The sequence below is a fragment of the Nitrospirota bacterium genome (assembly GCA_016207885.1).
Taxonomy (GTDB): Bacteria; Nitrospirota; Thermodesulfovibrionia; order UBA6902; family UBA6902; genus JACQZG01.
On the sequence record JACQZE010000011.1, the window covers coordinates 17,660 to 43,697 of the forward strand.

Below are 26,038 nucleotides of genomic sequence, written 5' to 3' on the forward strand. Positions count from 1 at the left end.
CTGGTTTTATTAGCCGGTTCTTGGTTCATTCTTTATTTAATAGTTTTTTTGACAGGGAGTAACCGGTCATTGCGTTAATATTAGCAGTAAGCTCTTCAAGTCTAAGGTTCTTTTCCATCTTCTCCCATACCAATGCAGGAGGATAAAGCAGTATTTCAATCTGGAGCCTGCGTCTTTCGTAATATAGCCTTGTTACATCGTTCAGTACATCATCTCTAAGCTGGGTCATCAATCTTGATCTCGTATCTATAGATGTTTGGTCGTTGTTCCATATCAGATCCCCTAATTCCCAGGTCATTGAGATCGACCACCCGTCGTCTTTTCCATCTGTGACATCATCGTCTTTGTACTTCTCAGTGGATGTGCTGTAAAAATATGTGCTGCTCTGCCAGTTTTGCCCTGTGCCATAATCTATTTTCAGATCAGGGAGCCAGGCTTTTTTTGCAGCAGCGGAACTCCATTCCGTTATCTTATCCGGATTTACCCCGGCATATTGGATTGCTGCTTTCTGAACCTCTTCTATGTCCGGCTCATTGTCAAAATAAGAAAGAAAGTTATCTGAGGTAAGATTTTTATCCTCATAAAACAAGTGTGCTTGTTTGCGTATGGTCTTATATACACCCTTATCAGTGGCTGCCCATAATGTCATGTAATCATTAGGGGAAGACGGGACAATCGCCAGATGATTTATAACAGTAGCCTTGATCCCTTTGTAAAGTTCTTCCCATCTGTCGGATTTTTTTGAGTATTGGAATACTCCTCTGCCAGTAGCAGAATAAATGATGTCTGCATCATAAGGGTCAATGATAATGTGGTTAATGTCTTCGCTTAATAGTCCAAATTTGCTAACATCGCTCCAAGTTTCTTCTTTATCATCGCTCTTCAGCAAGCCTTTTGAAGTGACAATATAGATCACATTTCTTTCATTAATGCTAAGTGCTACTGATTTAATCAATCTTGAATATAGAATATCTATCTCAATTGCATCGTCCTGACCTGATAATTCAAATTCGCCGCTGCTTTTTTCTGTGTAATAGCCGGTTCTGTAAATCAAATCCCAGTTTATGCCGCTGTCTTCACTTCTGTATAGGTCATTCCCTGATACGGCATATATGATATTTGGATCAATATTATGAATGGAGATGATTGATACGCCATTTCTGGATGGCAATGATACTATCTTCAACCAATCTTTCCCCTTATTATCAGTTCTGAAAAGGCCTGCTTCAGTCCCAATAAACATGATCTCATCATTGTCCGGATGGACGGCAACAGCTAAGACAGAATTTTCGAGAGTTCCGCCTCCTGTAAATAAGGTTTCCCAACTGTAACCTTCATTTTTGCTTCTATAAAGTCCATTATTTGTTCCTATATAAATGATCTGCGGATCTGCAGCGGATAGCGTGACAGAATTTATAGTATTGCCTGTACCTTTAAACGATAATATCTCTTTCCAACTCAACCCGTTGTCATGAGTTATGTAAATGGAATCATATGAACTGACAATGACTTTATTTGGATTGCCCGGCGCTATCAATATATTCAGCAGCTCGGTGTCGTTAATTCCATAACTTGAATATTCCCATATTACATCAGAGGTTATATCATCTCCAAAGCTTATCGGAGGTGATATAAATATGACAATAGATAAGAAAATTGAAAATATTATGTTAGCCATATAGTAATAAATTCACACTTTATTCACAAAAAAAACATACAATTTACACAAAGCATATTTGACTGCCTGATTGAATAGAACTAACATTTAACTTATAAAACAGCCGGTGAGAGGCGATAAATTGACACTCTCACCGTTTTGAAAAGAAACATCATAGACAATTCGAGTTGATATGATGCTTCTTACAAGGTATTAAAGTGATTATTAAAACGGATACTAATCATGCAGCCTTTTCGCTGTCAGGCCACAGTTCTTCCACTTTTTTACCTAATTCTTTAGCTATCGCCCATTTAATGCGCTTTGATTCGCAGGAGCCTTTTATGACATTGCAAACTGCAACATTTGACACCCCTAGTTTTCTTGCTATGTCTGCCTGTTTTATATCTTTCTGGATTAGTAGAATTTTTATTACTTTTTTCATGATTCCATTAACCTTAATTAACATAAATCATTTCAATGAAGTGATTATAATCGCATAGATATAATTTGTCAAGGTAAATAATCATATGGGAAAAGATTTAGGTCAAAGAATAAAAATAGCACGTAAAGGGATGAAGCTTACACAGGAGAAACTCGCCAAAAAATTGGGGATAGCTTATCCTACTCTGAACAAGTATGAAAATGGCCACAGAACTCCTGATGCGGAACTTCTGTCAAAAATTTCAACTATTCTTGATTGCGACCCCGGGTGGCTTTTATCCGGAGGAGAGTCGAATCTTGAGAACCTGCCTAAACCAAAAGGGGTATCTGTCTTCAGGACTCCTGTGCTTAACAAGATATCTGCTGATTTTCCCAGGGACGCTTCAAAGGAGACAGTAAGCTATATTTGTTTGGAGGATATCCCTGAGCACGCTTATTCTCTGATCATGAAGGGAGAAAGCATGTCTCCAACAATGCGGGAAGGCGATTATATAATATTTTTGCCCAATGAGAAGATCCAGGATGGAGATATTGTTGTGGTTCTGAATGAATGGGGAGAATCCATACTGAAAAGGTACAGAAAAAAAGAAGAAGAAATCTATCTTATAAGTGATAACGCTGAATATCCTAAGATCACATTACAAAAAGAGTGCAGGATAGTCGGTAAAGTAGTCGGAGTTTTGAGAAGGATCAGGATTTAATAATTTTACCGCACAAAACTACATAACGATCTCTGTTCCGATACCTTCTTCTGTAAATATCTCTAACAAAAGCGCGTGAGGCAGCCGGCCGTCAATTATGTGTGTCTTTTTAACCCCGCCGTCCAGTGCAATCTGGCATGACTGAGTTTTGGGAAGCATCCCTCCCTTGATGATCTTTTTGGAAACAAGTGATTTTATCTTCTTTTCATCCAAAGCAGAGATCAGCTTATTATTCTTGTCCATTACACCCTCTGTGTCTGTAAGCAGAATCAGCTTTTCTGCCTTCAGAGCAGCTGCTATCATCCCTGCGACATAATCGGCATTGATATTTAGTGTCTCATTCTTATGTCCTGCGCTGATGGGCGCAATGACAGGTATGAAATTGTCCCTTTCCATGGATAAAAGTATCTTCGGGTTAACCATCTCAACCTCACCGACAAGCCCGATATCTATTATCTCTGAAACTCCAGTTTCAGGCGATATCTTTTTAATGATCTTCTTTTTTGCCTTAATGAGATTTCCGTCTTTTCCGCTTAAACCTATCGCATTCCCGCCGTGACTGTTTATCAGAGTGACTATCTGCTTATTGATCAGCCCGCCTAACACCATCTCAACGATGTCAATGGTTTCTTCGTCAGTGACCCGCTGCCCATGAATAAATGAGGGTTCCTTGCCCATCTTCTTCATGATACTGTTTATCTTCGGCCCGCCTCCATGAACAATGACAGTCCGTATGCCTATGAAGTTCATAAGAACTATATCCCGGGCAAACGCGTCCTTAAGCTTTTCATCCACCATAGCAGCGCCGCCGTACTTAATAACAAATGTCTTCCCGTAAAACTTTTTTATATACGGCAGGGATTCGATAAGAATATTTGCTTTATCAATAAGTTTTTTCATAACATTCCCTCAGATTATGTTCATTATACCAAACATGCATTTAAGATGTTTTCCCAAGAAGTTCTCTGATCTTTGCCCCTATATCCTGAGACTTCATAAAAGCAGAGCCTATAAGCATCGCATCCGCTTTGCTTCTTTCTAAAGATTCGACATCAGCCCTTGTCTCAATGCCGCTCTCGCTGACTGTGATCTTATCATCAGGAATATCTTTAAGAATATCAAAAGTAGTATTCAGGTCTATATCCAATGTCTTTAAGTTTCTGTTATTTATGCCTATGATCTCAGAGTTACAATAAAGAGCAGCATCAAGTTCGTTAAAGTCATGCACCTCAACCAGGCAATCCAAAGAAAGCTCTTTTGCCAATCCCATCAGGTCATGAAGCTGGGATCTTTCAAGCGCAGCAACTATAAGCAGTATTGCATCTGCGCCGTATGCCTTTGCCTCGTAGATCTGATAATCATCAAAAATAAAATCTTTTCTAAGCAGCGGCTTGTCTGTCTCTCCCCTGACGCTCTTCAGATAATCAATCTTTCCCTGAAAATAACGTTCTTCAGTAAGCACTGAGATAGCTGCAACATTATTTTTGTCGTAAACAGAGACTATCTCATGAAGATTGAAATCTTCCCTTATGAGCCCTTTGGACGGTGATGCCTTCTTGATCTCAGCTATCAGATTTACAGGGCCGCCTTTCTTCCGCTTAACAGCAGACCTGAAAGACCTTGTCTTGCTGATATCATTTGCAATGGCCTTAAGCTCTGACACAGGAATGGCGCGCTTTGCCGCCTTTAAATCCTCGGCCTTATATTGGATAATTTCTTTAAGTATGCTCATTAAAAATTACTTTCTCTCAACCTTCTTTGCCTTCTCTAAAACCTCTTTGACCATCTTCTTTTTGTAAGCCTTAAGCGCTTTAGCCAGGCCGGCGTTATTAAACTGCATTATCTGTGCCGCAAAGATGGCGGCGTTCGTTGCGCCTGCATTGCCTACCGCCATGGTAGCCACCGGAATGCCCGGAGGCATCTGGACAGTTGAGTAGAGGGCATCAACGCCTTTAAGCGGTGAAGAGTCGATCGGCACACCAATGACAGGGAGAGTTGTATGAGCGGCTATGACACCTGCAAGATGCGCTGCGCTGCCTGCCCCTGCTATTATTACTTCTATGCCATTACCTTCTGCTTCAACAGCAAGTTTGACTGCACGCTCAGGAGTCCTGTGCGCAGATGCGACAGTCATATTAAAAGGTATCTTGAATTCCTTTAAGAGCTTGGCTGTCCTCTCCATTACCGGCAGGTCAGAATCACTTCCCATGATTATGAGTACTTTTGCTTTCATCTCTTCTCTCCTGTCTGTTATCTGTTTATCGCCTTATCGCCTATATCTTTCCTGTAGTGCATGCCTTCAAAATCAATTGCCTTTACCGCTCTGTAAGCGTTCTCTTTAGCAGTCTTTATATCACTGCCGAGCGCAGTCACTCCAAGCACCCTGCCACCTGATGTAATTATATCACCTTTATCATTGCGGCTGGTCCCGGAATGAAAGACAAAGACGTCATCACGCCCCTTTAAAGAATCAAGGCCGTTTATCACCCTGCCCTTCACATATGAATCAGGATAACCCTCGGCAGAGAGCACCACGCATATGGATGTATCATCCTTCCAGGCAATATCTATCTCATTAAGCCTGCCCTGTGCGGTGGCCTTCATCAGATCGTAAAGATCTGTCTCAAGCCGCATAAGTATCGGCTGTGCCTCAGGGTCTCCGAAACGGCAGTTATACTCAAGCACATACGGCTTGCCGTCGCACACCATTATCCCGGCATACAGAACTCCCCTGTAATCAATCTCCTCCCTAATGAGCCCTTCCATGAAAGGAGCCATCACTGTATCCATGATCTGCTTCTGAAGTTCTTCTGTAACTACAGGCGCGGGGCTGTACGCGCCCATCCCGCCTGTATTGGGCCCTGTGTCATTATCAAATATTCTCTTGTGATCCTGTGAAGATGCAAGAGGAAGAATGTTTTTGCCGTCTATTAAGACCATGAAAGATGCCTCTTCACCTCTTAAACACTGTTCAATGATCACCCTGTTGCCTGCCTTGCCGAACTTCCTGTCAAAGATGATCATCTTTAACGCATCCATAGCTTCATTGACCGTCTCTGCGATGATCACGCCTTTGCCTGCGGCAAGCCCGTCCGCCTTTATAACCAGCGGTGCGCCTTTCAATCTTACATAATCTTCGGCCTCCGTCAGAGTTGTAAATGTCTTGTATTCAGCAGTCGGTATCCCGTACTTTAGCATGAAGTCCTTTGCAAAGACCTTGCTGCCCTCAAACTGTGACGCCTTTTTATTGGTGCCGAAGATCAGCCTTCCCTCTTTCTCAAATGCATCCACTATCCCTTTTGTCAGAGGGTCCTCAGGCCCTACAACTGTGAGGTCGATGCCTTCATATTTCGCAAAATTAAGAAGCGAGTCGATGTCATCAGCTTTTATATTTATACACTTCGCCTGCTGAGCTATCCCTGCATTGCCAGGGGCGCAGAATATCTTGTCCACTCTTGTGCTCTGTTTAAGCTTCCAGACAAGGGCGTGCTCCCTGCCTCCGCTTCCTACTACAAGAACCTTCAAATTATTTCCTCCTGAATAGATAACATGTTAATGCCTGAAATGCCTCATGCCTGTAAATATCATCGCCACATTATGCTCGTCAGCCGCAGCAATGGTCTCGCTGTCCTTTATCGAACCGCCGGGCTGTATGATCGCGGTCGCGCCTGCCTGAGCTGCAACATCTATCCCGTCCCTTGCAGGGAAGAATGCGTCAGACGCGACAGCAGAACCTTTAAGCTGGATATTGTAATTGCCCGCCTTCATCACGGCAAGCCTTGCTGAGTCAACCCTGCTCGTCTGGCCGCAGCCGATGCCAAGCGTCCTGTCCTTTGATGCGTATATTATCGCATTGGATTTCATGTGCTTGCAGACCCTCCATGCAAATGCCATTGCCGCATACTCTTCGTCAGTCGGCGCCCTCTTTGTGACGACCTTGCAGGATTTGAGCTCATTGATCATGCCGTTGTCCTTCTCCTGAAGAAGGAGCCCGCCCTGTATCTTTCTCATCTCAAAGCCCGTGACATCCTTTGATATGTCAAGCTCAAGAAGCCTGATATTCGGCTTTGTGCTTATCAGTTTCAATGCAGCATCATCAAAGCCCGGAGCTATAATAATCTCGATAAAGAGACTGAGTATCTCTTTTGCCGTTGCCTCGTCAACTTTTTTGTTCAGCGATATTACGCCTCCGAACGCAGAGACAGGGTCTGTCTCAAACGCCTTTCTGTATGCCTCGCTGAGCGTGTCAGCGGATGCAACGCCGCAGGGGTTGTTGTGCTTCACTATCACAGCGGTCGGCCTTTCATTGAACTCCTTTGCAAGGTCTATGACAGCGCTTGAATCAAGGTAGTTGTTAAATGACATCTCCTTGCCCTGAAGTATCTTTGCGTCAACAAGCGAAAGCCCGCTGTAGAGCGGTTCCCTGTAAACAGCCGCCTTCTGGTGCGGGTTCTCACCGTATCTCACATCAGATATCTTTCTGTAGCTCTTATTGAAATTCTGCGGGAATGTCTCAGTTTGTTCGCCCTGGGTGTTAAGGTAATTGGAGATGAGAGTGTCATACTGTGCTGTGTGCGAGAACACTTTCTTGGCAAGATAAAATTTTGTTTCATAACTCACCGCACCTCCGCCTGACTTCATCTCATCAAGAACCTTTGCATAATCAGCCGGATCAACAATAACAGCGACATCCCTGAAATTCTTTGAAGCCGCCCTTATCATTGTGGGCCCGCCGATGTCTATATTCTCAATCGCGGTCTCAAGCGACACGCCGGGCTTTGACACCGTCTGCTCAAATGGATAGAGGTTGACAACGACCATGTCTATGGATGAGATGCCGTGCTTCTCGATCTCTTCCTTGTCCTTTGCATTATCCCTTCTCCAGAGCAGCCCGCCGTGTATCTTCGGATGGAGCGTCTTAAGCCTGCCGTCCATCATCTCAGGAAATCCTGTGTGCTCAGAGACATCCTTCACCTTTATCCCTGCGTCCTTTAAAGTCTTAGCCGTGCCGCCTGTTGAGAGTATCTCAACTCCGCGCGCGCTTAACTCCTTTGCAAATTCAACAATTCCATTCTTGTCCGAGACGCTTAAAAGCGCCCTCTTTATCGCTGCCATTTCTCCTCCGTGTTTTTATTTATTTGAATAAAATATATCTGGCAATACACCCCTGCACCCCTCTTTTTAGAGGGGAAAAGATAAAGCAACCTTCTTTGGAGCAAAGCATCCCCTCTATCAAGAGGGGATTAAGGGGTGTGTTTATTTTTTGTAAAGAAAATTCCATAGTTACCCGCTCACTACAAAAAGCCGTCATTTTGAATTTATATACCCTTGCTCAAACAGGCTCAGATACCCGCTGTCTGAAATAATTATATGATCCAGAACCTCTATGCCGACGATCTTTCCTGTCTGTACCAGCCTCTCGGTAATTGTTATGTCGTCCCTGCTCGGTGTCGTATCGCCGCTTGGATGATTATGCAAAAAGAGCACAGAAGCTGACGCCTCTTTTATCGCGCTCCTGAATACCTCTCTCGGATGAACAAGCGAAGATGTCAGCGTGCCTTCAGATACAACCGTCTCCTTGAATATCCTGTTCTTCGTATCAAGCAGCGCGCAGAGAAACCGCTCCTTCTTAAGGCCGTAAAATTTGGGACGATAGTAATCAAACACATCACTGCTCTTCTTAAATGAAGGCTTGCCGGAGCCGTCCTCTGCCTCGCTTGACATCAGCCGCCGTCCAAGCTCAAAAGCCGCCTTAAGCTGTGCGAGCTTTGCGCTGCCGATTCCTTTTATCTTTGAGAACTCGGCCAATGAAGCGCCTTCTATCTCCTTCACACTATTGAACTGTGTCAGGAGTTCCCTCGCAAGCTCAAGCGCGCTCTTCTTCCTGCCGCCGGTTCTTAGAATGATCGCCATCAGCTGCGCGGTGCTCAACTCATCAGCGCCGAATTTCAAAAGCCGCTCTCTGGGCCTCTCATCCTCAGGCCAGCTCTTTATGCTTTTGTATTCCATAGAGATTAAAGGTCAGTATCCGGTGAAAAGCATTGAATTATAACTTATCATCAGGCAAAAAAGTAACTGCGTTTGTGGATACTCCGCTCGGCAAGATAGGCTTTGACGAGCGCGGTGATGTAGTGGGTATCGGCTTCTCTATGTATAAGGTTAATAAATGGTTTTATGAAAAAGTGAAGTAAGGCGGGGGTTATCGGCTATAACAACAGGAGTTATAACTCTTGTTCTTCAATTTCTGCCATTTTCATAATGGCTCGAAGCATGCCAGTTTTTAAATCCTTGTTGCCGTGAACAGGTACACTTATCCGTTCTTTTCTGCCCGCTTTCATATAAACATGATGGCTGCCGTGTACCTTTTTCAATTGCCAGCCTTTTCTCTCCAAAATCCTGCAAAAATCTTTTCCTGAAACACTTTTCATACAGCTATTTCCAACACCCTGTCCTCAGAGTTTAATACTATTTCCTCCGTGTCAACAGACAAACATGCCTCAATAGCTTCATAAATATTCTGCAGCAGTTCTTCCCACGAGTCGCCCTGAGTATGACAGCCTGGTATGGCAGGAACCTCTGCCCAATATCCGCCTTCTTCGGCATTATGTACAACAACTTTTATCTTCATATTATTACCTCCTTTCCTGATTGTTTTTATTTTACCCCTTTCCCTATACAATGGCAATTTGTGGATTATTTGTGGATTATATTGAAAATTATATCATGTGAGTGCTAAAAGCCATTACGCCGACTTTTCATAAATTGACACAGGAATAATCTGTGTGCTATTTTCTATCAAAGGAGAAAGACCATGGCAACTCGTGAATTGACAATAACCCTGTCTGATACTATTTTTGAAGAAATTGAAAAGTATAAAAAAGCCTCGCACAAAAGAAGCACAAAAAATGCTGTTACTGAATTACTTAAGTACGCTTTAACATTGCCTCCATACTTCAGGGATTTTGACTGGAAAAAAGCCGAAGCAGAAGCTGACAAAGAAATAGCAGCCGGAAAAACCAGATCATTCAAGTCAGCAGAAGATCTCATTTCAGACCTCAAAAAATGAACATCCTCCGCACCGAAGGCTTCAAGGTGGATTTCAAACAACTCCCCAAACTTACGCAGGAAAAGTTTGCTGCCAAAATCAGGCTCTTCATAAACGACATTCATCATCCTTCCCTCAGGGTCAAAAAGATGAAAGGGCATAAAAACCGCTGGGAAGCAAGCATTGCCTTACACAAATTACTCCTGCAAATTCCTCCTCAGTTTTATCACAGTGCTTAAGTTGCAATGAGCTTCTCTCTTTCCTTCTTTACAAGTAGCTTGGCTCTCTCGCCGTTATCGATGTATTCCTGAGAGTTTTCAAAGATATTGAGCATTTTCTCGCGAGTTGAATCAAGTATCGAAAAAGGGCATTCGCTCCCAAGGGTCGTATGATTATCTCGCATCAACCGTAACAGATTGTCGCGCCTTGGCACTGGTAATACTTTCCATTCAGAAGGCGTGATAAACCAATGATCCGTCTGATAAACCATCCAACTTTCGATAGCAGAGATGAGATCTAAACGACTGCCGAGATACTTGCAAACATAATATTCCAACATTTTGGTATTGCCAAGATCAGTTGCCACAATAACCTGCGTACCCGTAGGTGAAGGGAGCACACCTAAGAACAAAGTAGCTTCAATCAATTCTTGCTTCTCCGTATGCGCTTGTAAAGTTCCAATCCCTGACAAACAGACTGGCAAGATATCAGGAATATCAATGTGGAATAAAGCCAGTTCAGAGACTTGTTGATCCATATGTAATTATCCGGGGTTCATCCCTTTCTTCTCCACAACTCCGGAATCAAGACGTCCCGATTTCCCGACAATCCCGAACAGCCGTAACAAGTGGCAAGTAATAACTCGTTATCCCCAACGCCTAAGACTTATCCTTCAGCGCCTTCTTCTGAATGGCAATTAGCTCGCTGATGCCGGAATTGGCGAGGTGGAGCATCTTCTGAAACTGTTTGTTGTCAAACGGCTGTGTCTCTGCCGTGCCCTGTACCTCTATGAACTTGCCTGAGCCTGTCATCACGATATTCATATCCACCTCTGCTGCTGAATCTTCAACATATGAAAGGTCGAGTCTCGGCTCTCCCTCGACTATCCCAACACTGACAGCGGCGACATAATCCTTTATCGGATTCTTCTCTATCAGCCCTGTCCTGATAGCAAACCTGACAGCGTCCTTGAGCGCCACAAACGCGCCTGTTATTGAAGCGGTTCTTGTGCCCCCGTCAGCCTGTATCACATCACAGTCAAGCCAGATCGTCATCTCTCCAAGCGCGTCAACGTCAACGACAGACCGCATAGACCTGCCTATCAGCCTCTGTATCTCATGTGTCCTGCCGCCGACCTTGCCTTTAGATGATTCCCTGTACGTCCTTGTGGATGTAGACCTCGGGAGCATTGCATACTCTGCGGTGACCCATCCCTTGCCCTTGCCTTTGAGAAAAGGCGGCACCTTCTTTTCAATAGAGGCGTTGCAGATGACCCTTGTGCCTCCCATCTCTATCAGCACAGAACCTTCAGCAGCCTTTATAAAGTGTCTCCTCAGTTTGATCTTCCGCAGTTCATCAGCAGCTCTGTTGTCCGGGCGCATAATTATCCTCCAAGTTCAATTTTTGAAATGTTAAGTATATCCTGCTGCAAAAACCGCTCCCCTACCTTTATGAACCTCTCAGGCGCGTCAGTGACGTAAAACATCCTCAGCGGCGCGGAAGAATTGTTCTCTATACCGTATTGTACCAGCGCCTTCTTCACTTCGATCACTGTCTCACAGGCTGAATCAATGAGGGTAACATCATCACCCATGACCTGGGAAATAACTCCCTTCAGTAAAGGATAATGCGTACATCCCAGCACAAGGGTATCAATCGGTTCTCTCTTAATGCCTTCAAGATAATGGCCTGCGGTAAGAAGAGCAACATCATTGGATGCCCACCCCTCCTCTGCAAGCGGCACAAAGAGAGGGCATGCCTTTGTAAATATCGTGAGGTCATCAAGGCTGACCTCAAAGTACCTGTCAAAGCGTATTGTGCCGTGCTCTTTAATGACGATCGGCTTATTGCCGTAAAGCGCGTTTATCGCATGCACATAAGAGCTGCTTTTTACCGTACCCTCAGTGCCTATTATGCCTATCTTCTTTGCCCTTGTCGTCTTTATCGCCCTCTTTGCGCCGGGCTCTATGACACCTATTACCGGGATGTCAAACCTCTCCTTTATTGCAGGCAATGCAAAAGCTGAAGCGGTGTTGCAGGCGACGATCAGAAGTTTGATCCCCTTATTTACGAGGAAGTCAATCATCTCAAGAGAATACCTCGTAACTGTTTCAGCCGACCTTATGCCGTAAGGGACACGGGCTGTATCGCCGACGTATATGATGTCCTCGCCGGGAAGTTCGCTCATCACCTCTTTCATGACGGTGAGGCCTCCGACACCGGAATCGAATATGCCTATGGGCATGCTACTTGACAGCGGCTGCAATTCCTTCTCCTATCGGTTTTGATATGTCAATATGGCCGCCGAGGCTGTCAGCCTCTTTGCCCTGAATAAGTATCTTCATAGCTGTAAAGCCCGGAACAGCGGCCTTAAGTTTGGCGTAAAGGCCTGCGATCATATTGAACTCATCCAGCGCATCCCCTTTGAAGTTCTTTTGCAACCCGTCGCTGAAGTCAATATATATGACTCCTGCCCTGTCCACATAAAGATCCAGAAGCTGAGTGTTGTAAGGCTTGATGTAATCCCTTATCACATCCTCTGCAATGACAATAGCTGAACCCTCCCTGCCCCCTTCTTCTGAAACAGCAGAGGAACTCCCATTGTAGAGATTGCCCGGATCGGTATTCTCTGTTTCTTCAGATGTCTTACTCTTGCCGGAAGTTATGTCTGATATAAACGACGACTCAAATGAGAATTTCGGCTTGAAATAGAGAAAGCTCGCCCCTGCGGTTATGAACAGAACCGCTATCATGAGAATGAAAAAGCGCCATGACCCGCCCTCTTTTTTGCTGCTTTTATTTTTTTGCGGTTTCTTCATAAATAGTTATGCCTTTATAGATAGCCCCGGCTATTTCAGCCTCAAATTCATTTATGTATGAAGCATCTTCAAATGAAGGCAGCTCAACCATAATGGCTGCCGCCTCCACGTTAGAGAGAATGCTGTACGGAAGATGCCTTACGACAACCATGTCGCTGCTGAATTTTTCTGTAAAAGAGCTCTGCATCGCGTCAAGCAGGGCATTGGTCTTTGCCTGATAATCATACTGCCCCTTGTGCGCAAGATAAGGAAGGATATTTTCAGCAGGGATATCTGTCACAACAGGCACATAAAGCACTATCTCCTTATGATTGCCGACATGCAGGCTAACAAAGACATCAGCATTTTCACTCTCAGCCGCGTTCACCCTGTCACTTACCGATATGAAATTATCACCGGCTCTCGTCAGGGAAGATTTTAATTTATTTCCCTGTGCGAGAAGATTAATTCTCTTTGCGATATCAAGAACAACGTTCTTCTCATTGAACCCGCCTTTCACAATGCCGTAATCAGGCCCTCCGTGGCCGGGGTCGATCACAACGGTTTTGGACTTGTGAGAAAGACCTTTCTCATTACTGACCTTAGCCCCAATTTCTTGAGAAATATCGATCACGAGCCTGTCAGGGGATTTGAGAATAAATGACTTGAAACCGGTAAAATCCCCGAGTGAAAAGAGTATCGCATCATCGCCGAGCTTCTTATATGAAACGTCAACATTCTCCTCGGATATTTCAAATGCAGTTCCGGGGAAAGCAACATGAATGTTGTTTGTCCTCTGGTTCACTATAGACTTTGCTATGAGATTTTCAGGCCCTTCCAGAACTATCCTCAGAAAATCAGAATGGCGGCTCGACCTGAGCTTTAAAATATTCAGGTCATCAGCGCCTGTGTAAGATGAAAATAAGAGGAGGAAGAGTAAGGTTAAGAGCTTTTTCATGATGGGAAATTTTAGCATTTATTCATCTTTATATGCCATATAGATATAACAGTCTTTATAATTTCCAAAATCTGGTGTAAAGTATAGAAATCTTATAAATTCGAGTCTGGTTATAAACCCAACTTTTTGTCATTCCCGCAAGCAAAGCGCGTCGGGAATCCTTACTGGAGAAAGATTCCGGACAAGCCGGAATGACAGAAACGGGCAATTCATAAACAGATCCTAATTATACTTGATAAATTCATTCAGCAAGATAATATTTCATTAAAATAATAAGGAGGAAGAGCAATGTCATCAATACTTGAGAAGGTAAAGGGATGTGTCTCTGTTTCAGGCGGAAAGGTGGAGGTTAAAGATGCCAAAGCCGTAAGGGATATTATGGACGGCCTTATTTATGAGGCTGTCTTTGCCGCTGATGATGCGCGGAAGAAAGACCTTTTGAGGCTTGTCATCGAGATAGCCAAGAAGATGGGAGCTGTGCCGTCTTCTATCCAGTCGATATATGAAGAGATGGGAAGAAGCTATCCCGGTTTTACCGTACCTGCCATAAATATAAGAGGGCTCACCTATGACGTCGCTAAAGTGATCTTCAGAAAGGCAAACCAGATGAATGTCGGAGCCATGATATTTGAGATCGCCCGTTCAGAGATAGGCTACACAAAACAGAAGCCTCTTGAGTATTCGGCTGTTGTGCTTGCCGCAGCGGTCAAAGAGGGATATACAGGCCCGGTATTCATTCAGGGCGACCACTTCCAGCTCATAAGAAAAAATTACCTTGCCGACCCCAAACCTGAGACAGAGTATGTTAAGGGTCTTATCAAGGAGGCGGTTGAGGCGGAATTCTACAACATAGACCTTGATACTTCCACACTTGTTGACCTTGACAAGAAAGACCTTAAGGAAGAGCAGAGGCCGAACTTTGAAGCTGCCGCTGACCTTGCGGCGCATATAAGAGGGATCGAGCCTGCCGGCGTTACAGTTTCAATAGGCGGCGAGATAGGAGAGATAGGCGGCAAGAACAGCACATCTGAAGAATTGAGGGCGTATCTTGACGGCTTCAAAGAGACGATGAAGGCAGGCAAAGGTGTAAGCAAGCTCAGCGTTCAGACAGGCACATCCCACGGCGGGGTCGTGCTTCCTGACGGATCGCTCGCGCAGGTAAAGATCGCTTTTGAAACACTGAGAGAGATGTCTGATGTCGCGAGAAAAGAGTACGGGCTTTCAGGCGCGGTTCAGCACGGCGCGTCAACACTGCCTGACGAAGCATTCCACATGTTCCCTGAGACAGGCACTTCAGAGGTCCACCTCGCAACAGGTTTCCAGAACATCATATACGACAGCCCTTCCCTTCCCGCTGCATTCAAGAATGATGTTTATGAATACCTGAAGACTGAATGCGCAAAGGAGAAGAAAGAGGGCCAGACAGAGGAGCAGTTCTTTTACAGCACCCGCAAGAAGGGATTCGGCACACTAAAGAAGAAGTGGTGGGACCTTCCCGCAGAAGTAAAAACACCCATCATGAAAGAGCTTGAGGAAAAGTTCGACCTTCTCTTTAATAAATTGAAAGTCGGAAACACTAAAGATTACGTTAACAAGAACATGAAGATTGTTGCTGTTGAAAAGAAAGTGGCTGATAATGTTTTAGGGTAATTATGATAGATATTCCAGGCGCACTTACAGAATATTTCAGAAACAAAGAAGATATCTTTCTCGCCTTTGTTTTCGGTTCTGCCGCAAGCGGCCGTTTAACAAAAGAGAGCGATGTTGATATCGCTGTTTTATGCAGAAGGATGCCTGATTTCCATGAGGTTTTAAATATAACAGGCGAAGTTTCAGAGATTGTAAACAAAGAAGTTGATGTAGTTATTTTGAATGATTCTTCGCCTGTTATCAGAATGCAGGTTCTTAAAAACGGAAGATTAATCAAACGCAAGGATGACGCCATCTACAACAATTTCTATGTAAGAACAGTAAAAGAGTACGATGACCTGAAATATATAAGGAAAGAAGCGGAAGATAAAATACTGAGGGGAAGCATATATGCCTGACAAGGACATTATTCTTGCAAAGACAGGCAATATACAGAGATGCCTAAGGCGAATTAAAGAGACAACTAATCTCAACCCTGAGAGCCTCAATGATATTGATAAACAGGATATTTTCATTCTTAATCTTCAAAGGGCGACAGAAGCTGCAATTGACATTGCGGCACACATAGCGGCTTCAGAGGGATTAGGGCTCGCATCCGCAATAAAAGACAATTTTAGATTTCTGAACGAAGCAGGCATAATTAATGAAAGCCTTTTGAAAAAGATGCAGTCAATGGTGGGCTTCAGAAATATTGCGGTTCATGATTACCAGTCAATAAATGTGGATATACTCAAGTCCATATTGACCGGAAATCTCAAGGATCTGGAAGAGTTTTATACTGCTGTTTTGAAAAGATTTCCTTTAACAGAAAGATAAATGCCCCACGGCAATAAACCGTAGGGCATCTAAAAAAGTTCATCTATAATAACTATCAGCCTTTAATGCATCCTTTCTATCTCGCCCTTCTCTTCTGATACTTCAGGATTGTAAGCTTCCGGCTTCCTGCCAAAACAGACGCCGAGCGTCTCATAGAAAGAGACGATATCAAGGCTGACATGCCTCTGCTTAATTACCTCTGCTGTTGGCTTGTAAGATATCTTTGTTCCATTTACTTTAACGACCGTATTTCCGCCGAGTCCTTTTGTAAGAAGTATCACAGCGGCGCCTCCTGCCTCTTTGCCGAAGTTGGTGTCGTAGGCTGATGACGCGCCCGAACGCACCAGATGCCCCGGCGTCACCTCACGCACTTCAGGTATTTTATAAACGCCCGGAACGAACATGCCCGTCCTCTTCATAAACTCCTTGATCTCAGGGTCTTCCTTCATCCTCTTCTCAATCTGCTGCCTCACATACTTGCCTGCGCCTGCGAGTTTTTTATGCCCGAAAGCGTCAACGCCTGCTGACTCGTCATAAAGCAATTCCCCTGAAGCGGTAGTCACACCTTCCGCAGCTACGATTGAATATGTGCCTGCCTTTACATCGCTGCGTTCTATCCTCGCAAGGAACCTCTTCTTCACATGCGCGTATACGATATCAAAATCAACCGGTATCTCAGGTATCAGGATACAGTCAGCATCACCGCCGATGCCGCCTCTGAAGGCTGTATGCCCGGCGTACCTGCCGAACGCCTCAAACACGATAACACGGTTATGCGTATTGCCCGTGGTCTTAAGCTCCCTTACAAATGTCGCGATCCTGTTGATAGCTGAATCGCCGCCTACGCTGTAGGTCTGCAGGTCAAGATCCATGGTCTTTGGAGCATGCACGCAGGCGATCCCCTGAGCAGCAAGGTCAACCATCACACTTCCTGAATCATCGCCCCCGCTTATGACAAGCCCGTCTATTTTGAATTTTTCCAGACCCTTTTTGATCCTCTCATACTTATGCTCATCTTCGATCTTCTTGACCTTCACCCTTGAGTTCCCGGCTTCAGAACCGGCCATATCCGCCTGGATCAGATCAAGCCTCTCAGGTGTGAGCACAACGACCTTATCCATATCTACGAGATTGTAGAGCCCGGCATATCCATTAGGAATAATGACCGCCTCGATGCCCATTGAATTTGCCATCTGCGCCGCGCCCTTGATAACTCCGTTAATGCCTCCGCAATCTCCACCGCTTGTAAGTATGCCTATTCTTTTAATGCTCATATTGATGCTCCTTTCTTTAAGAGATTAATTCTGAATAATGCGTAAATTTTACCACATTACATTATCGTCTGCCAGAATTAATTTTTCATTGACCACTCGTTGAATATGTGCTACTTTTACTCAGTGGTTCAGATAATACATGGTTGCGTTGTAAATGGAGGCGATTGTGAAGTCTGTAACATCATATGAGAATTTCCCTTTTTCGATGGTTCTCTTCGCGGTCCTGGTGAATGTTTCGATCTATGCACTTGGTGTTGTCATACTTGTCGGCTTCGGAAATATTATGGCTGCGCTCTATCTTCTTTACTGTCTCGGCGTCGAGATCCATGTTATGAAAATGAGCTGTGTTGATTGTTACTACTACGGTAAATGGTGCGCATTCGGCAGGAGCAAAGCGGTCCCGCTCCTTTTCAAGCAGGGAGAGCCAAAAAGGTTTACTTCCAAATGTATATCATGGAAAGAATTGCTGCCTGATATTCTTGTTTCACTTATTCCGCTTGTCGGAGGGACTGCACTCCTGATCCGGGGTTTCTCATTGAGCATGGCTATGATGCTCGCGGCGCTGGTGGCGTTATCTTTCGGAGGCAATTACATTGTTAGGAGCAAAATAGCCTGCAAATACTGTAAGCAGCGTGAACTCGGCTGTCCCGCGGAGCAGTTTTTCAACAAACAGCAATCATAGTGGTTTTGAAGATGACTTGTCGGTTTTCTTTACAGCGTCCCTTTGGTCGAAGGCACGCCCTTTGTCTTCGGATGTATCTTGACAGCGGTTAGCACAATTGATAACATTACAAAATGACTGATATAAAGTATAAACCCGTTTCACATGACCATGAGGCTTTCCTCAAAAAGGCCTCAAAACGGAAAGGGTTCAGAAAAGCATACGAAGACCTGGAAGAAGAGTATCTGCTTACCCGTGAAATGCTTGCTGCTCGTTCAAAATTCGGCCTTACGCAGGAAGCAGTTGCAAAGTTGATGGGAACGACAAAAAGCGCGGTATCACGTTTGGAAGCTGCGGGTAAGCATGCCCCGTCTCTGACTACGCTCAAGAAGTATGCACGGGCAGTCGGTTGTCACTTGGAGATCAAGCTCGTTCCTAACGCTCAACTAACCAAGCGCTCAACTCGGCCCGTCAAAAAACAGGCGGCAGGTTAACTTCTCATTATGATAAATTTAAGCAAAAAAGCAGCCGATAGATTTAAGATGAAATGGCAGAGTTTACCTGAGCGTTCCGGCGATAATTGGAAAATAGATATCATAATGATCGAGCGGACTCCTATGCTGCTGATCATACATGAGTACACCCTTTTCACATTGGTTCGCCGCAAATCAGAGTTTAAATCTATTCCGGATATCGCAGAAGAAATCCGCAAATGCTGTCCATGGTATCGCTATACAGGAGAAATATCGATAGGTAAAAACAATGACCGGAGATTAATCGGCAGTATAAATGAAATAAAATTTCAAATAGAAGGGGAATTTTTACCGAATCAAATTAACGCAATGGAAATGCAAATCAATGATTGTCTCTATTCTTACTTATCGCCTCGCAAGCGTGATTACGGCAAACCATTTGAAGCAGTTGAGGAATATTCAAAAGGGCTTTGGCCGGAACAAACACTTGATGTGTCTTAATCCCTATCAATGTTTCCGCTTGTACAATGTATAGAATTGACAACGGGTGACGTTTGTGTACATAATATGATACACAAACGGAGGATACAACCATGAAGTTTTTGAGCGTCCGGGATTTAAGAGGCAAATCAGCGCAGATATGGAAAGAGCTGCCTGATGAAAAAGAGATGATCGTTACCAGCAACGGCCGGCCGATAGCGATTCTTGCGGCAATAACCGAGGCAAATCTTGAGGAATCGCTGTCGGCATTCCGTAGGTCGCGCGCCGTTGAGGCTGTTGTTTCTCTCCAGCGGAGGTCTGTAGAGAAAGGAACTGACAAGATTTCGATGGATGAGATCAATGCTGAAATTAAATCTGTCCGTAAAAAGCGTGCATGACGGACATTGTCATTGACACCAATGTTCTCGTTGCGGGTCTTTTATCGCCGTTCGGAACCTGCGGCGAAATCGTGCGCATGGTCTCAGCCGGTGAACTGACCCTCTCCTATGATGCAAGGATACTGTCAGAATACGACGAGGTGCTGAGGCGACCGAGGTTTGGATTTGAAGAAGAAAAGGTTGCCGTATTTCTTGATTATATCGTGCATCGCGGCCGGGCTGTTGCGCCCTCCCCTTTGCCGCGTCCGCTTCCTGATCCGGATGATGAACCGTTTCTCGAAGCCGCTCTTGCGAGTCAAGCTTTATGTCTTGTTACAGGAAATCAAAAACATTTTCCTGCTGAAAGATGCCGTGGCGTTAACGTCATTTCACCAAATGAGTTTCTGATCTTCTTCAAAAAGCAACAGGCAAAAAAGAAACACATAACAAAGCGCTCAACCCTAAAGCGCAAAAAATAGAGCGCCTGCCACTTTTTCTTTACAGAGACCCTTTGGTCGAAGGCACGCCCTTTATCTTTGGATGTATCTTGACAGCAGACTGAAGCGACCTGCCGAAGCCTTTAAATATAGCTTCAAAGATGTGGTGAAGGTCGCGGCCGTAGCTGAGATTTATATGCAGGTTCATGCCTGCCGCATTTGAGACCGACCTGAAGAAGTCCTCGAACAGAGAGACATCTATATCCTTTATCTTCCTGCCGCCTTTCGGAAGCTTGACGTTGTATACAAGATAAGGCCTGCCGCTCAGGTCGATAGCTATCTGCGCGAGGCACTCATCCATCGGGGTAAGTGATTCGCCGTATCTCCTGATACTCTCTTTGTTTCCAAGCGCGTCTTTTATCGCAGCACCAAGAACAATTCCAAGGTCTTCTATGAGGTGATGATAATCAACATCAATGTCGCCTTTTGCCTCTACAGTGAGATCCAGATGGCCGTGCTTTGACATAAGGTTCAGCATGTGGTCAACAAAAGGGATCGATGTGTTTACTTTATAAGTGCCCTTGCCGTCAAGATTAATGCTCGCCTTGATATTCGTCTCTTTTGTCTTTCTCTCGACCTTTGCTTTTCTCGCCATTATATCCCCCTAATTAAATTCGTATATTCTCTGTTTTTATAATTCGTCATTCCGACTTGTTCGGAATCTTCCCCTCTAATAAGAGGGGTTAGGGGTGTGTTTATCTCAACATCCCCCTGTATCCCCCTTTTCTAAGGGGGAATTTCAAAAACTAATTTTATTGTGATAACTGCTTTAAATTTTTAAGAAAGAAATTATTCTCTTTTGGAGTCCCGACAGTCACCCTGAGACAGCCGTCAACAACGCCATGCATGTTCCTTATAAGTATGCCGCTTTTAAGAAGCATCCTGTGGACCGTATCTGAATCCTCAACCTTAAACAAAATGAAATTGGCATCAGAAGGAAAAGGCAGAACGCCGTCTATCTTCTGCATCTCTTTAAAAAGCCTCTTTCTCTCTGAGACGATCAGCTTTATCTTGGAGCCTGTGATCTTATCGCCCTTCAGCGTCTTGACCGCCATTTCCTGAGAGAGCGAGTTGAGGTTGAACGGAAGCCTGACCTTGTTCACCTCATTAATGATCTCTGTGTCAGCTATCATGAAGCCGACCCTTAGTCCTGCAAGTCCTATCTTGCTCAATGTCCGAAGGATGATAAGGTTTTTGTATTTATTGAGCAGAGGAATAAAACTTTTTTTGTCTGAGAAATTCCCGTATGCCTCATCAACAATGACAAGCCCTTTTGACTGCCGGATGATCTTTAATATCCTGTCGGATGAAAACGCATTGCCTGTCGGATTATTAGGTGAGCTTAGAAAGATGAGTTTCGGATTTATCTTCTTGACCGCTTTGAGCATCTCTTTTGTATCGAGGTCGAATTTATCATCAAGAGGAATACCCGCGCTCTTTTCTCCCTGCGCCTGAGAGATGATACGGTACATAGAGAATGTCGGCGTCGGGAACAAGACCGGGCCTCCGAAGGTTGTGATAAGGCACTGGATAAGTTCGTCAGAGCCGTTTCCGTGAAGGATGTTCTCAGGATTTACCTTGAACTGTTTTGCGAGAATATCTCTTAACGCCTTTGCCTCAGGGTCAGGATACCTGTTAGTCTTTACAGAATTTAAAACCTTTACGCCGTAGGGGCTCTCATTTGCGTCAAGCTTGACCCGGCATGGGATATCTTCTGCCTGATAAGCGCGGAGTGAACGGATGTTAGGTTTTACGAGTTTTTTGATATCCATTCTAAGGTATTACTTTGTTAAGCGGATATTCTATAATCCCTTCTGCTCCGGCAGATTTGAGCTTCGGTATAAGGTCGCGGACGGTCTTCTCTTCGATCATGACCTCAAGCGCGACCCAGCCCTCATCTGAAAGCAGCGACAACGTGGGGGAGTGCATGGCAGAGAGCAGGCTCATGACCTTCTTGAGCGACTTCTCAGGAACATTCATCTTCAGCCCCACCTTCTCCTCAGCCGCAAGGGCGCCTTTGACAAGAAGCACGATATTCTCCATCTTCTGCCTCTTCCATTTATCCTTCCAGGAATTTTTATTGGCAATGAACCTTGTGCTTGATTCAAGTATCGTCTCAATTATTCTAAGGTTGTTGGCTTTGAGCGAAGTGCCGGTCTCAGTAAGTTCGACAATAGCATCGCAAAGATGAGGAGGCTTCACCTCTGTAGCTCCCCATGAGAAATCTATTTTAGCCTTGATGCCTTTGGACTTAAGATATTTTGTAGTGTAGCCCACAAGCTCGGTGGCTATGCGCTTGCCCTGCAGGTCTTGAACCTTCTTTATCTTTGAATCATTAGGCACCGCAATGACCCATTTGACAGGCCTCAGCCCGCCCTTTGCATAGTTAAGCTCGGCAACCTCTTTTACATCAGCGCCCTGCTCAAGCACCCAGTCCAGGCCTGTAAGCCCAGCATCAAGCACGCCGTCATCAACATACTTTGCCATCTCCTGCGCCCTGATAAGAAGCGCCTCTATCTCAACATCATCAAAAACAGGATAATAAGAACGCGCATCGATGGAGATATTGTACCCCGCCTTTTTGAAGAGCTTAAGTGTTGATTCCTGTAGGCTGCCCTTTGGAAGCCCGAGTTTCAGTACCTTTTTCATTGCGATTTTTCCCTATTTAATAATCCATGATTAAATTTATAAAGTGATTTTCGTATTATAATACAGGCAATACAGTAAATATTCAAACCCCGGCAATCAAAAATAAAGTTTTCTAATTTATCTATTATTAATAATACCTTGACATAAAAGTCACCTGTTAATTTATAATTAGACCTATGTTTTATAAATACCGTAAGACTTGTAAGTCAATTTGTCATTCCCGAGGTTTTAATCGGGAATCTATATATTATTTGATTCCCGCTCAACAGACTGCGAGAATGACAGAGAACAGTTAATTTCACAAAAAATATTTAAAGGAGGATTAAAATGAAAAGAACTTTTTTACTCATCTTTTTCGCGGCTATTTTGCTGATGCCCTTTTCAGTATTTGCTGAACCGGCTGCGACAATAGATGAACTGGTAGCGCCGTATGATTCATCCAAGTGCGTTGACTGTCATGAAGACATCCATAACAACTGGGCGAACTCATGGCACGGCAAATCAATTGTAGACCCGAGGGTATTAAGGACTTTCAGGACCTTTATCCTAAGCGGCCTTGATAAATCACAGGGCTCAAGGAAGGATCTGAAAGATGTTTGCCTTCCATGTCATGCTCCTATGATACAGAATGCGTCTGAAGCACTCACGGTTCAGATCTCCAATCTGATAGTAACTGCTGTTGATGATGTAGACGTCACCAAGAGGGCCGCAGCAGTAAAAGAGCTCTCAAAACTTAACGTCAACTGCCTCGGCTGTCACAACCAGAAAGGCACGCCTGACGGCAAACCTGCTGATAAGACCATTTACGCACCGGGCATCTCGACAGATACACCTCCACACAAGGAAGAGTTCGGGTACGAGACGGTAAAGACCGACTTTCTGAAGAAACCGGAGTTCTGCGCAACCTGCCACCACGGATGCGGAGATCTTCCTTCATCACAATGTCCCACTCTCTATTCAAGCTATAAGGAAAAGTACCTGCCTCACGGCGGGGACAAGACCTGCCAGCAGTGTCATATGAAGGGCGTGGATGAGCAGAGCCACAAGTTCCCCGGCATATATGAAAAAGATTTCGCAAGCGAGGGCATAGATATAAAGCTCACAACAACACCTACACAGATGGTGAATCACCTCGATAACAAGTTCGTGCCTACTGTTGTGGTCAACGTCCAGTTGACCAATCTATCAGGGCACGGCATGCCGCATGGGTGAATATACATGCCAAAGACGGCACTGGATGTGACCGTTAAAGACGAAAAAGGCAATGTAATATTTTCAAAGAATGAAGAGTTCGCCATCTATGACCTGCACCTGCCTCAGAATAAAGACGGCTATCTCGGCCTGAATGACTGGGACATTACAGCCATGACGCATTTTGACCTCGGGCTGGAGCCGCGTGAAACAGAATCATATACATTTGTTGTGCCTGTAAATGAGGGCATTAATTCAGTGACCGTTGATGCCTCCTACAGCTACATCTACGAAGATGTCACAGGCAAATCTGCTGTCCTTAAATCAGTGACAAACAAGGTGGATTTCGCAAAGTAACGAATAGTTTTCCCAAGAGGGTTCCGGATGCAGATCCGGGGCCCTCTTTTTTTTATCTTCTAACGCCGTTTGAAAAGTATCGCCAAAAGATGTAAAATCTTCATCAGATGTATTCATGTTTTTTATAAGGGGAAAATGAAAAAGATATATTTATTACTGATGATCATGGCTCTTTTTACCGCAGGCTGCGGCAAAGATGAGGTTAAACCTTCCTATGACTCGGAAATTACACTGAACGCGCTTGAAGCTGTAAACAAGATCAAAGAGGCTTACATGGCAAAAGATACTGCAACCATCGGGGCAAGCATGAACAAGGATATCTATGACGAGATATCAGGCAAACTCGCTTTTGAGAAAGCCGAACTCTCCTTCTCAACCCCGCGAATAGTCAGGATAAGCGACCCTGATGTAAAAGTACTCCTGAACTGGCAGTGTGAATGGACGGTCGGAGGCACTATGCTTCGAGACAGGGGCGTAAGCACGTTGATTTTTAAGATTGATACAATGAAGCTTGACCGCATTGAAGGTGCAAGCCCTTTTAATACGCCGGGGATAAAATAATAGAAGTTAAAAGCCGAAGTGGTGGAATTGGTAGACGCGCCAGATTCAGAGTCTGGTAAGGTCAAACTTGTGGGGGTTCGAGTCCCCCCTTCGGCACCATTAACTTACCGATTTAATTTTGTTCTTTTCGTCTTAACAGTGCCTACAGTAAGCGACCCTATAATCCTGCTATTAACAATCAGGTTCCTTTACATTTTTTAGTTATTGAGAATTTTTTATTATCCGGCCAGTCTGATCTATGCCAGTAATATTTATCCGGTTCTTCAAACACTAAATTCCATACTGCAGTATTTCCGCTATCATCTTTTCTTGTTTCACCGATAAGACTCATTGTTAAAGTATCACCATTTATATTTATGATCTTATATTTATCAACAAGATTATTCGCATCCGCTGAGTAAACAGGTTTTTGAAAGATAAAAGCAGCTTCAGATTTATCACTATTAAATACGATACTATGAGAATTGTTATTGCAATCACTGTCAGAATATTCTATCCGGCTCCATACCCCGCCTGCTAACGTAGTGAAGAGGTTATCACTTTTCATTCTTCTGGCTAATTCCATAAAATCATGATACTTAATCTGTACATCAGGGAAGTCTTCAGCTTTAATTCTACTCATGTAAACAATTCCTGGAGATCCCCAACTTTTATCAATGAAGGTTCCTGTAATTTTATTTAAGCTTTCATCAATCTTATATATAAATTCATTTCCATTATTCGTTGTCCAACCAATGGATGAGTCATTAATAATTCTTGCTTTTAAGTGCCAATATAAGTTCTGTGGAATAATGTCAGTTTCTCCTGATTGACCAAGGCCAAACCCTACTTGAGCACTAACTGAATCAATTCTTTCAACAACCAAAACTGTATCTAATCTACTGTTCCAAATCCCTTCCCAAGCACCTGAAAAAGCAGCTAATTTAGGTGATGTCTCAGGTGAAGGATTATAAATATCTATTTGGGGAGGTAATGGAACTGTAGTTGCACAACCAGATAAGAGAAAAAGTAATATACAAGTTATTGTTTTATTCATAAGTTAAGAATCAATATAAGTTAATAGGCAGGTTTTGTCAATCAGTAATATTAGAATGTCAAGCCAATTTAGAAATGTCCTATTCTTACCAAAATAGAAATGTCCGGTTTTATACTATTGCCTCCAAAAGAGGATTATTCGTCTTTGCAGCTATTTTTTTGCATGTCCTGTTCCATGGGTGATCCTGTGGTGGTGTG

Annotated in this window: 31 protein-coding genes, 1 tRNA gene and 2 pseudogenes; 15 read left to right on the forward strand and 19 right to left on the reverse strand. The window is 44.1% G+C overall.

Annotated elements, in window-relative coordinates:
* Nucleotides 1-25: 25 nt before the first annotated feature.
* Nucleotides 26-1,678 carry a hypothetical protein gene (locus HY807_07680; protein MBI4826287.1) on the reverse strand — a complete coding sequence of 551 codons (1,653 nt, stop codon included), beginning with the start codon at nt 1,676-1,678 and terminating at the stop codon, nt 26-28.
* 220 nt (nt 1,679-1,898) lie between these two features.
* Nucleotides 1,899-2,099, reverse strand: a complete 201-nt coding sequence (locus HY807_07685) for a helix-turn-helix domain-containing protein (protein ID MBI4826288.1) — start codon at nt 2,097-2,099, stop codon at nt 1,899-1,901.
* Nucleotides 2,100-2,184: 85 nt separating this feature from the next.
* Here HY807_07685 and HY807_07690 point away from each other — a divergent pair, with 85 nt between their 5' ends.
* Complete coding sequence (locus HY807_07690) at nt 2,185-2,799, forward strand: helix-turn-helix domain-containing protein (protein MBI4826289.1); 615 nt, start codon at nt 2,185-2,187, stop codon at nt 2,797-2,799.
* Between the two features lie 18 nt (nt 2,800-2,817).
* Here HY807_07690 and argB read toward each other — a convergent pair whose 3' ends face one another.
* From argB to radC, 5 genes and pseudogenes are all read right to left on the reverse strand, one after another.
* Nucleotides 2,818-3,699, reverse strand: a complete 882-nt coding sequence (argB, locus tag HY807_07695) for an acetylglutamate kinase (protein ID MBI4826290.1) — start codon at nt 3,697-3,699, stop codon at nt 2,818-2,820.
* 40 nt (nt 3,700-3,739) lie between these two features.
* Nucleotides 3,740-4,531: an indole-3-glycerol phosphate synthase TrpC gene (gene trpC, locus HY807_07700; protein MBI4826291.1), complete on the reverse strand. Its 792-nt coding sequence runs from the start codon at nt 4,529-4,531 to the stop codon at nt 3,740-3,742.
* A 6-nt stretch (nt 4,532-4,537) separates the two neighbouring features.
* Nucleotides 4,538-6,324 (reverse strand): annotated as a pseudogene (gene purD / locus HY807_07705) (phosphoribosylamine--glycine ligase).
* Nucleotides 6,325-6,351: 27 nt separating this feature from the next.
* Nucleotides 6,352-7,914 carry a bifunctional phosphoribosylaminoimidazolecarboxamide formyltransferase/IMP cyclohydrolase gene (gene purH / locus HY807_07710; protein MBI4826292.1) on the reverse strand — a complete coding sequence of 521 codons (1,563 nt, stop codon included), beginning with the start codon at nt 7,912-7,914 and terminating at the stop codon, nt 6,352-6,354.
* Nucleotides 7,915-8,106: 192 nt separating this feature from the next.
* Nucleotides 8,107-8,808, reverse strand: coding sequence for a DNA repair protein RadC (gene radC / locus HY807_07715; protein MBI4826293.1), 702 nt, complete (start codon nt 8,806-8,808; stop codon nt 8,107-8,109).
* A 65-nt stretch (nt 8,809-8,873) separates the two neighbouring features.
* Here radC and HY807_07720 point away from each other — a divergent pair.
* A pseudogene (locus tag HY807_07720) lies at nt 8,874-8,990 on the forward strand (branched-chain amino acid ABC transporter substrate-binding protein).
* A gap of 30 nt (nt 8,991-9,020) precedes the next feature.
* Here the strand turns inward: HY807_07720 and HY807_07725 are convergent.
* Together HY807_07725 and HY807_07730 are read right to left on the reverse strand one after the other, a co-directional pair.
* Nucleotides 9,021-9,227 (reverse strand): type II toxin-antitoxin system HicA family toxin, encoded by a 207-nt coding sequence (locus tag HY807_07725; GenBank protein ID MBI4826294.1) that lies wholly within the window; start codon nt 9,225-9,227, stop codon nt 9,021-9,023.
* The gene (locus tag HY807_07730; protein MBI4826295.1) at nt 9,224-9,427 is read right to left on the reverse strand and encodes a type II toxin-antitoxin system HicB family antitoxin; all 204 of its coding nucleotides are present in this window, start codon (nt 9,425-9,427) and stop codon (nt 9,224-9,226) included. The genes HY807_07725 and HY807_07730 overlap by 4 nt, the downstream gene beginning before the upstream one ends.
* 183 nt (nt 9,428-9,610) lie before the next feature.
* Between HY807_07730 and HY807_07735 the strand changes: the two genes are divergently transcribed.
* A complete protein-coding gene (locus HY807_07735) occupies nt 9,611-9,865 on the forward strand; it encodes a hypothetical protein (protein MBI4826296.1) in 255 nt (84 codons plus the stop codon).
* Nucleotides 9,866-10,079: 214 nt separating this feature from the next.
* Here HY807_07735 and HY807_07740 read toward each other — a convergent pair whose 3' ends face one another.
* From HY807_07740 to HY807_07760, 5 genes are all read right to left on the reverse strand, one after another.
* Nucleotides 10,080-10,601 carry a hypothetical protein gene (locus HY807_07740; GenBank protein ID MBI4826297.1) on the reverse strand — a complete coding sequence of 174 codons (522 nt, stop codon included), beginning with the start codon at nt 10,599-10,601 and terminating at the stop codon, nt 10,080-10,082.
* A 121-nt stretch (nt 10,602-10,722) separates the two neighbouring features.
* A complete protein-coding gene (rph, locus tag HY807_07745; GenBank protein ID MBI4826298.1) occupies nt 10,723-11,445 on the reverse strand; it encodes a ribonuclease PH in 723 nt (240 codons plus the stop codon).
* A 2-nt stretch (nt 11,446-11,447) separates the two neighbouring features.
* Nucleotides 11,448-12,308, reverse strand: a complete 861-nt coding sequence (gene murI / locus HY807_07750) for a glutamate racemase (protein ID MBI4826299.1) — start codon at nt 12,306-12,308, stop codon at nt 11,448-11,450.
* 1 nt (nt 12,309) lies between these two features.
* Nucleotides 12,310-12,882, reverse strand: coding sequence for a GerMN domain-containing protein (locus HY807_07755; protein MBI4826300.1), 573 nt, complete (start codon nt 12,880-12,882; stop codon nt 12,310-12,312).
* Nucleotides 12,860-13,819 (reverse strand): N-acetylmuramoyl-L-alanine amidase, encoded by a 960-nt coding sequence (locus HY807_07760; GenBank protein ID MBI4826301.1) that lies wholly within the window; start codon nt 13,817-13,819, stop codon nt 12,860-12,862. The genes HY807_07755 and HY807_07760 overlap by 23 nt, the downstream gene beginning before the upstream one ends.
* A gap of 288 nt (nt 13,820-14,107) precedes the next feature.
* Here HY807_07760 and HY807_07765 point away from each other — a divergent pair, with 288 nt between their 5' ends.
* Genes HY807_07765 through HY807_07775 form a run of 3 tightly spaced genes read left to right on the forward strand, consistent with a single transcriptional unit; the run spans nt 14,108 to nt 16,285 of the window.
* Nucleotides 14,108-15,469 (forward strand): class II fructose-bisphosphate aldolase, encoded by a 1,362-nt coding sequence (locus HY807_07765; protein MBI4826302.1) that lies wholly within the window; start codon nt 14,108-14,110, stop codon nt 15,467-15,469.
* Between the two features lie 2 nt (nt 15,470-15,471).
* On the forward strand, nt 15,472-15,867 hold the full coding sequence (locus HY807_07770) for a nucleotidyltransferase domain-containing protein (GenBank protein ID MBI4826303.1): 396 nt from the start codon (nt 15,472-15,474) through the stop codon (nt 15,865-15,867).
* Entirely contained in the window at nt 15,860-16,285 is a 426-nt protein-coding gene (locus HY807_07775) for a DUF86 domain-containing protein (GenBank protein ID MBI4826304.1), read from the forward strand. Before HY807_07770 ends, HY807_07775 begins: the two co-directional genes overlap by 8 nt.
* Nucleotides 16,286-16,347: 62 nt before the next feature.
* Here HY807_07775 and HY807_07780 read toward each other — a convergent pair whose 3' ends face one another.
* The gene (locus HY807_07780; protein ID MBI4826305.1) at nt 16,348-17,553 is read right to left on the reverse strand and encodes a 6-phosphofructokinase; all 1,206 of its coding nucleotides are present in this window, start codon (nt 17,551-17,553) and stop codon (nt 16,348-16,350) included.
* Nucleotides 17,554-17,725: 172 nt separating this feature from the next.
* Between HY807_07780 and HY807_07785 the strand changes: the two genes are divergently transcribed.
* The 5 genes from HY807_07785 to HY807_07805 all read left to right on the forward strand — a co-directional run bounded on the left by HY807_07785 (nt 17,726) and on the right by HY807_07805 (nt 20,029).
* Entirely contained in the window at nt 17,726-18,241 is a 516-nt protein-coding gene (locus HY807_07785; GenBank protein ID MBI4826306.1) for a hypothetical protein, read from the forward strand.
* A 113-nt stretch (nt 18,242-18,354) separates the two neighbouring features.
* Entirely contained in the window at nt 18,355-18,714 is a 360-nt protein-coding gene (locus tag HY807_07790; protein MBI4826307.1) for a helix-turn-helix transcriptional regulator, read from the forward strand.
* A gap of 9 nt (nt 18,715-18,723) precedes the next feature.
* Entirely contained in the window at nt 18,724-19,194 is a 471-nt protein-coding gene (locus tag HY807_07795; protein MBI4826308.1) for a hypothetical protein, read from the forward strand.
* A 92-nt stretch (nt 19,195-19,286) separates the two neighbouring features.
* On the forward strand, nt 19,287-19,571 hold the full coding sequence (locus tag HY807_07800; GenBank protein MBI4826309.1) for a type II toxin-antitoxin system Phd/YefM family antitoxin: 285 nt from the start codon (nt 19,287-19,289) through the stop codon (nt 19,569-19,571).
* Nucleotides 19,568-20,029 carry a putative toxin-antitoxin system toxin component, PIN family gene (locus tag HY807_07805; protein MBI4826310.1) on the forward strand — a complete coding sequence of 154 codons (462 nt, stop codon included), beginning with the start codon at nt 19,568-19,570 and terminating at the stop codon, nt 20,027-20,029. The genes HY807_07800 and HY807_07805 overlap by 4 nt, the downstream gene beginning before the upstream one ends.
* 19 nt (nt 20,030-20,048) lie before the next feature.
* On the opposite strand, the gene hisB is transcribed toward HY807_07805, so the two are convergent.
* From hisB to HY807_07820, 3 genes are all read right to left on the reverse strand, one after another.
* The gene (hisB, locus tag HY807_07810) at nt 20,049-20,642 is read right to left on the reverse strand and encodes an imidazoleglycerol-phosphate dehydratase HisB (GenBank protein MBI4826311.1); all 594 of its coding nucleotides are present in this window, start codon (nt 20,640-20,642) and stop codon (nt 20,049-20,051) included.
* 157 nt (nt 20,643-20,799) lie between these two features.
* Complete coding sequence (gene hisC, locus HY807_07815; GenBank protein ID MBI4826312.1) at nt 20,800-21,819, reverse strand: histidinol-phosphate transaminase; 1,020 nt, start codon at nt 21,817-21,819, stop codon at nt 20,800-20,802.
* Between the two features lies 1 nt (nt 21,820).
* Nucleotides 21,821-22,696, reverse strand: coding sequence for an ATP phosphoribosyltransferase (locus HY807_07820; protein ID MBI4826313.1), 876 nt, complete (start codon nt 22,694-22,696; stop codon nt 21,821-21,823).
* A gap of 327 nt (nt 22,697-23,023) precedes the next feature.
* Between HY807_07820 and HY807_07825 the strand changes: the two genes are divergently transcribed.
* The 4 genes from HY807_07825 (at nt 23,024) to HY807_07840 (ending at nt 24,904) form a co-directional block, all read left to right on the forward strand.
* Nucleotides 23,024-23,908 (forward strand): hypothetical protein, encoded by an 885-nt coding sequence (locus tag HY807_07825; GenBank protein MBI4826314.1) that lies wholly within the window; start codon nt 23,024-23,026, stop codon nt 23,906-23,908.
* A 6-nt stretch (nt 23,909-23,914) separates the two neighbouring features.
* Nucleotides 23,915-24,244 carry a hypothetical protein gene (locus tag HY807_07830; protein ID MBI4826315.1) on the forward strand — a complete coding sequence of 110 codons (330 nt, stop codon included), beginning with the start codon at nt 23,915-23,917 and terminating at the stop codon, nt 24,242-24,244.
* A gap of 135 nt (nt 24,245-24,379) precedes the next feature.
* Nucleotides 24,380-24,805, forward strand: a complete 426-nt coding sequence (locus HY807_07835; GenBank protein ID MBI4826316.1) for a hypothetical protein — start codon at nt 24,380-24,382, stop codon at nt 24,803-24,805.
* 12 nt (nt 24,806-24,817) lie between these two features.
* Nucleotides 24,818-24,904 (forward strand) — tRNA-Leu (locus HY807_07840).
* 79 nt (nt 24,905-24,983) lie between these two features.
* Here HY807_07840 and HY807_07845 read toward each other — a convergent pair.
* Nucleotides 24,984-25,841, reverse strand: a complete 858-nt coding sequence (locus HY807_07845; GenBank protein MBI4826317.1) for a hypothetical protein — start codon at nt 25,839-25,841, stop codon at nt 24,984-24,986.
* Nucleotides 25,842-26,038 lie beyond the last annotated feature (197 nt).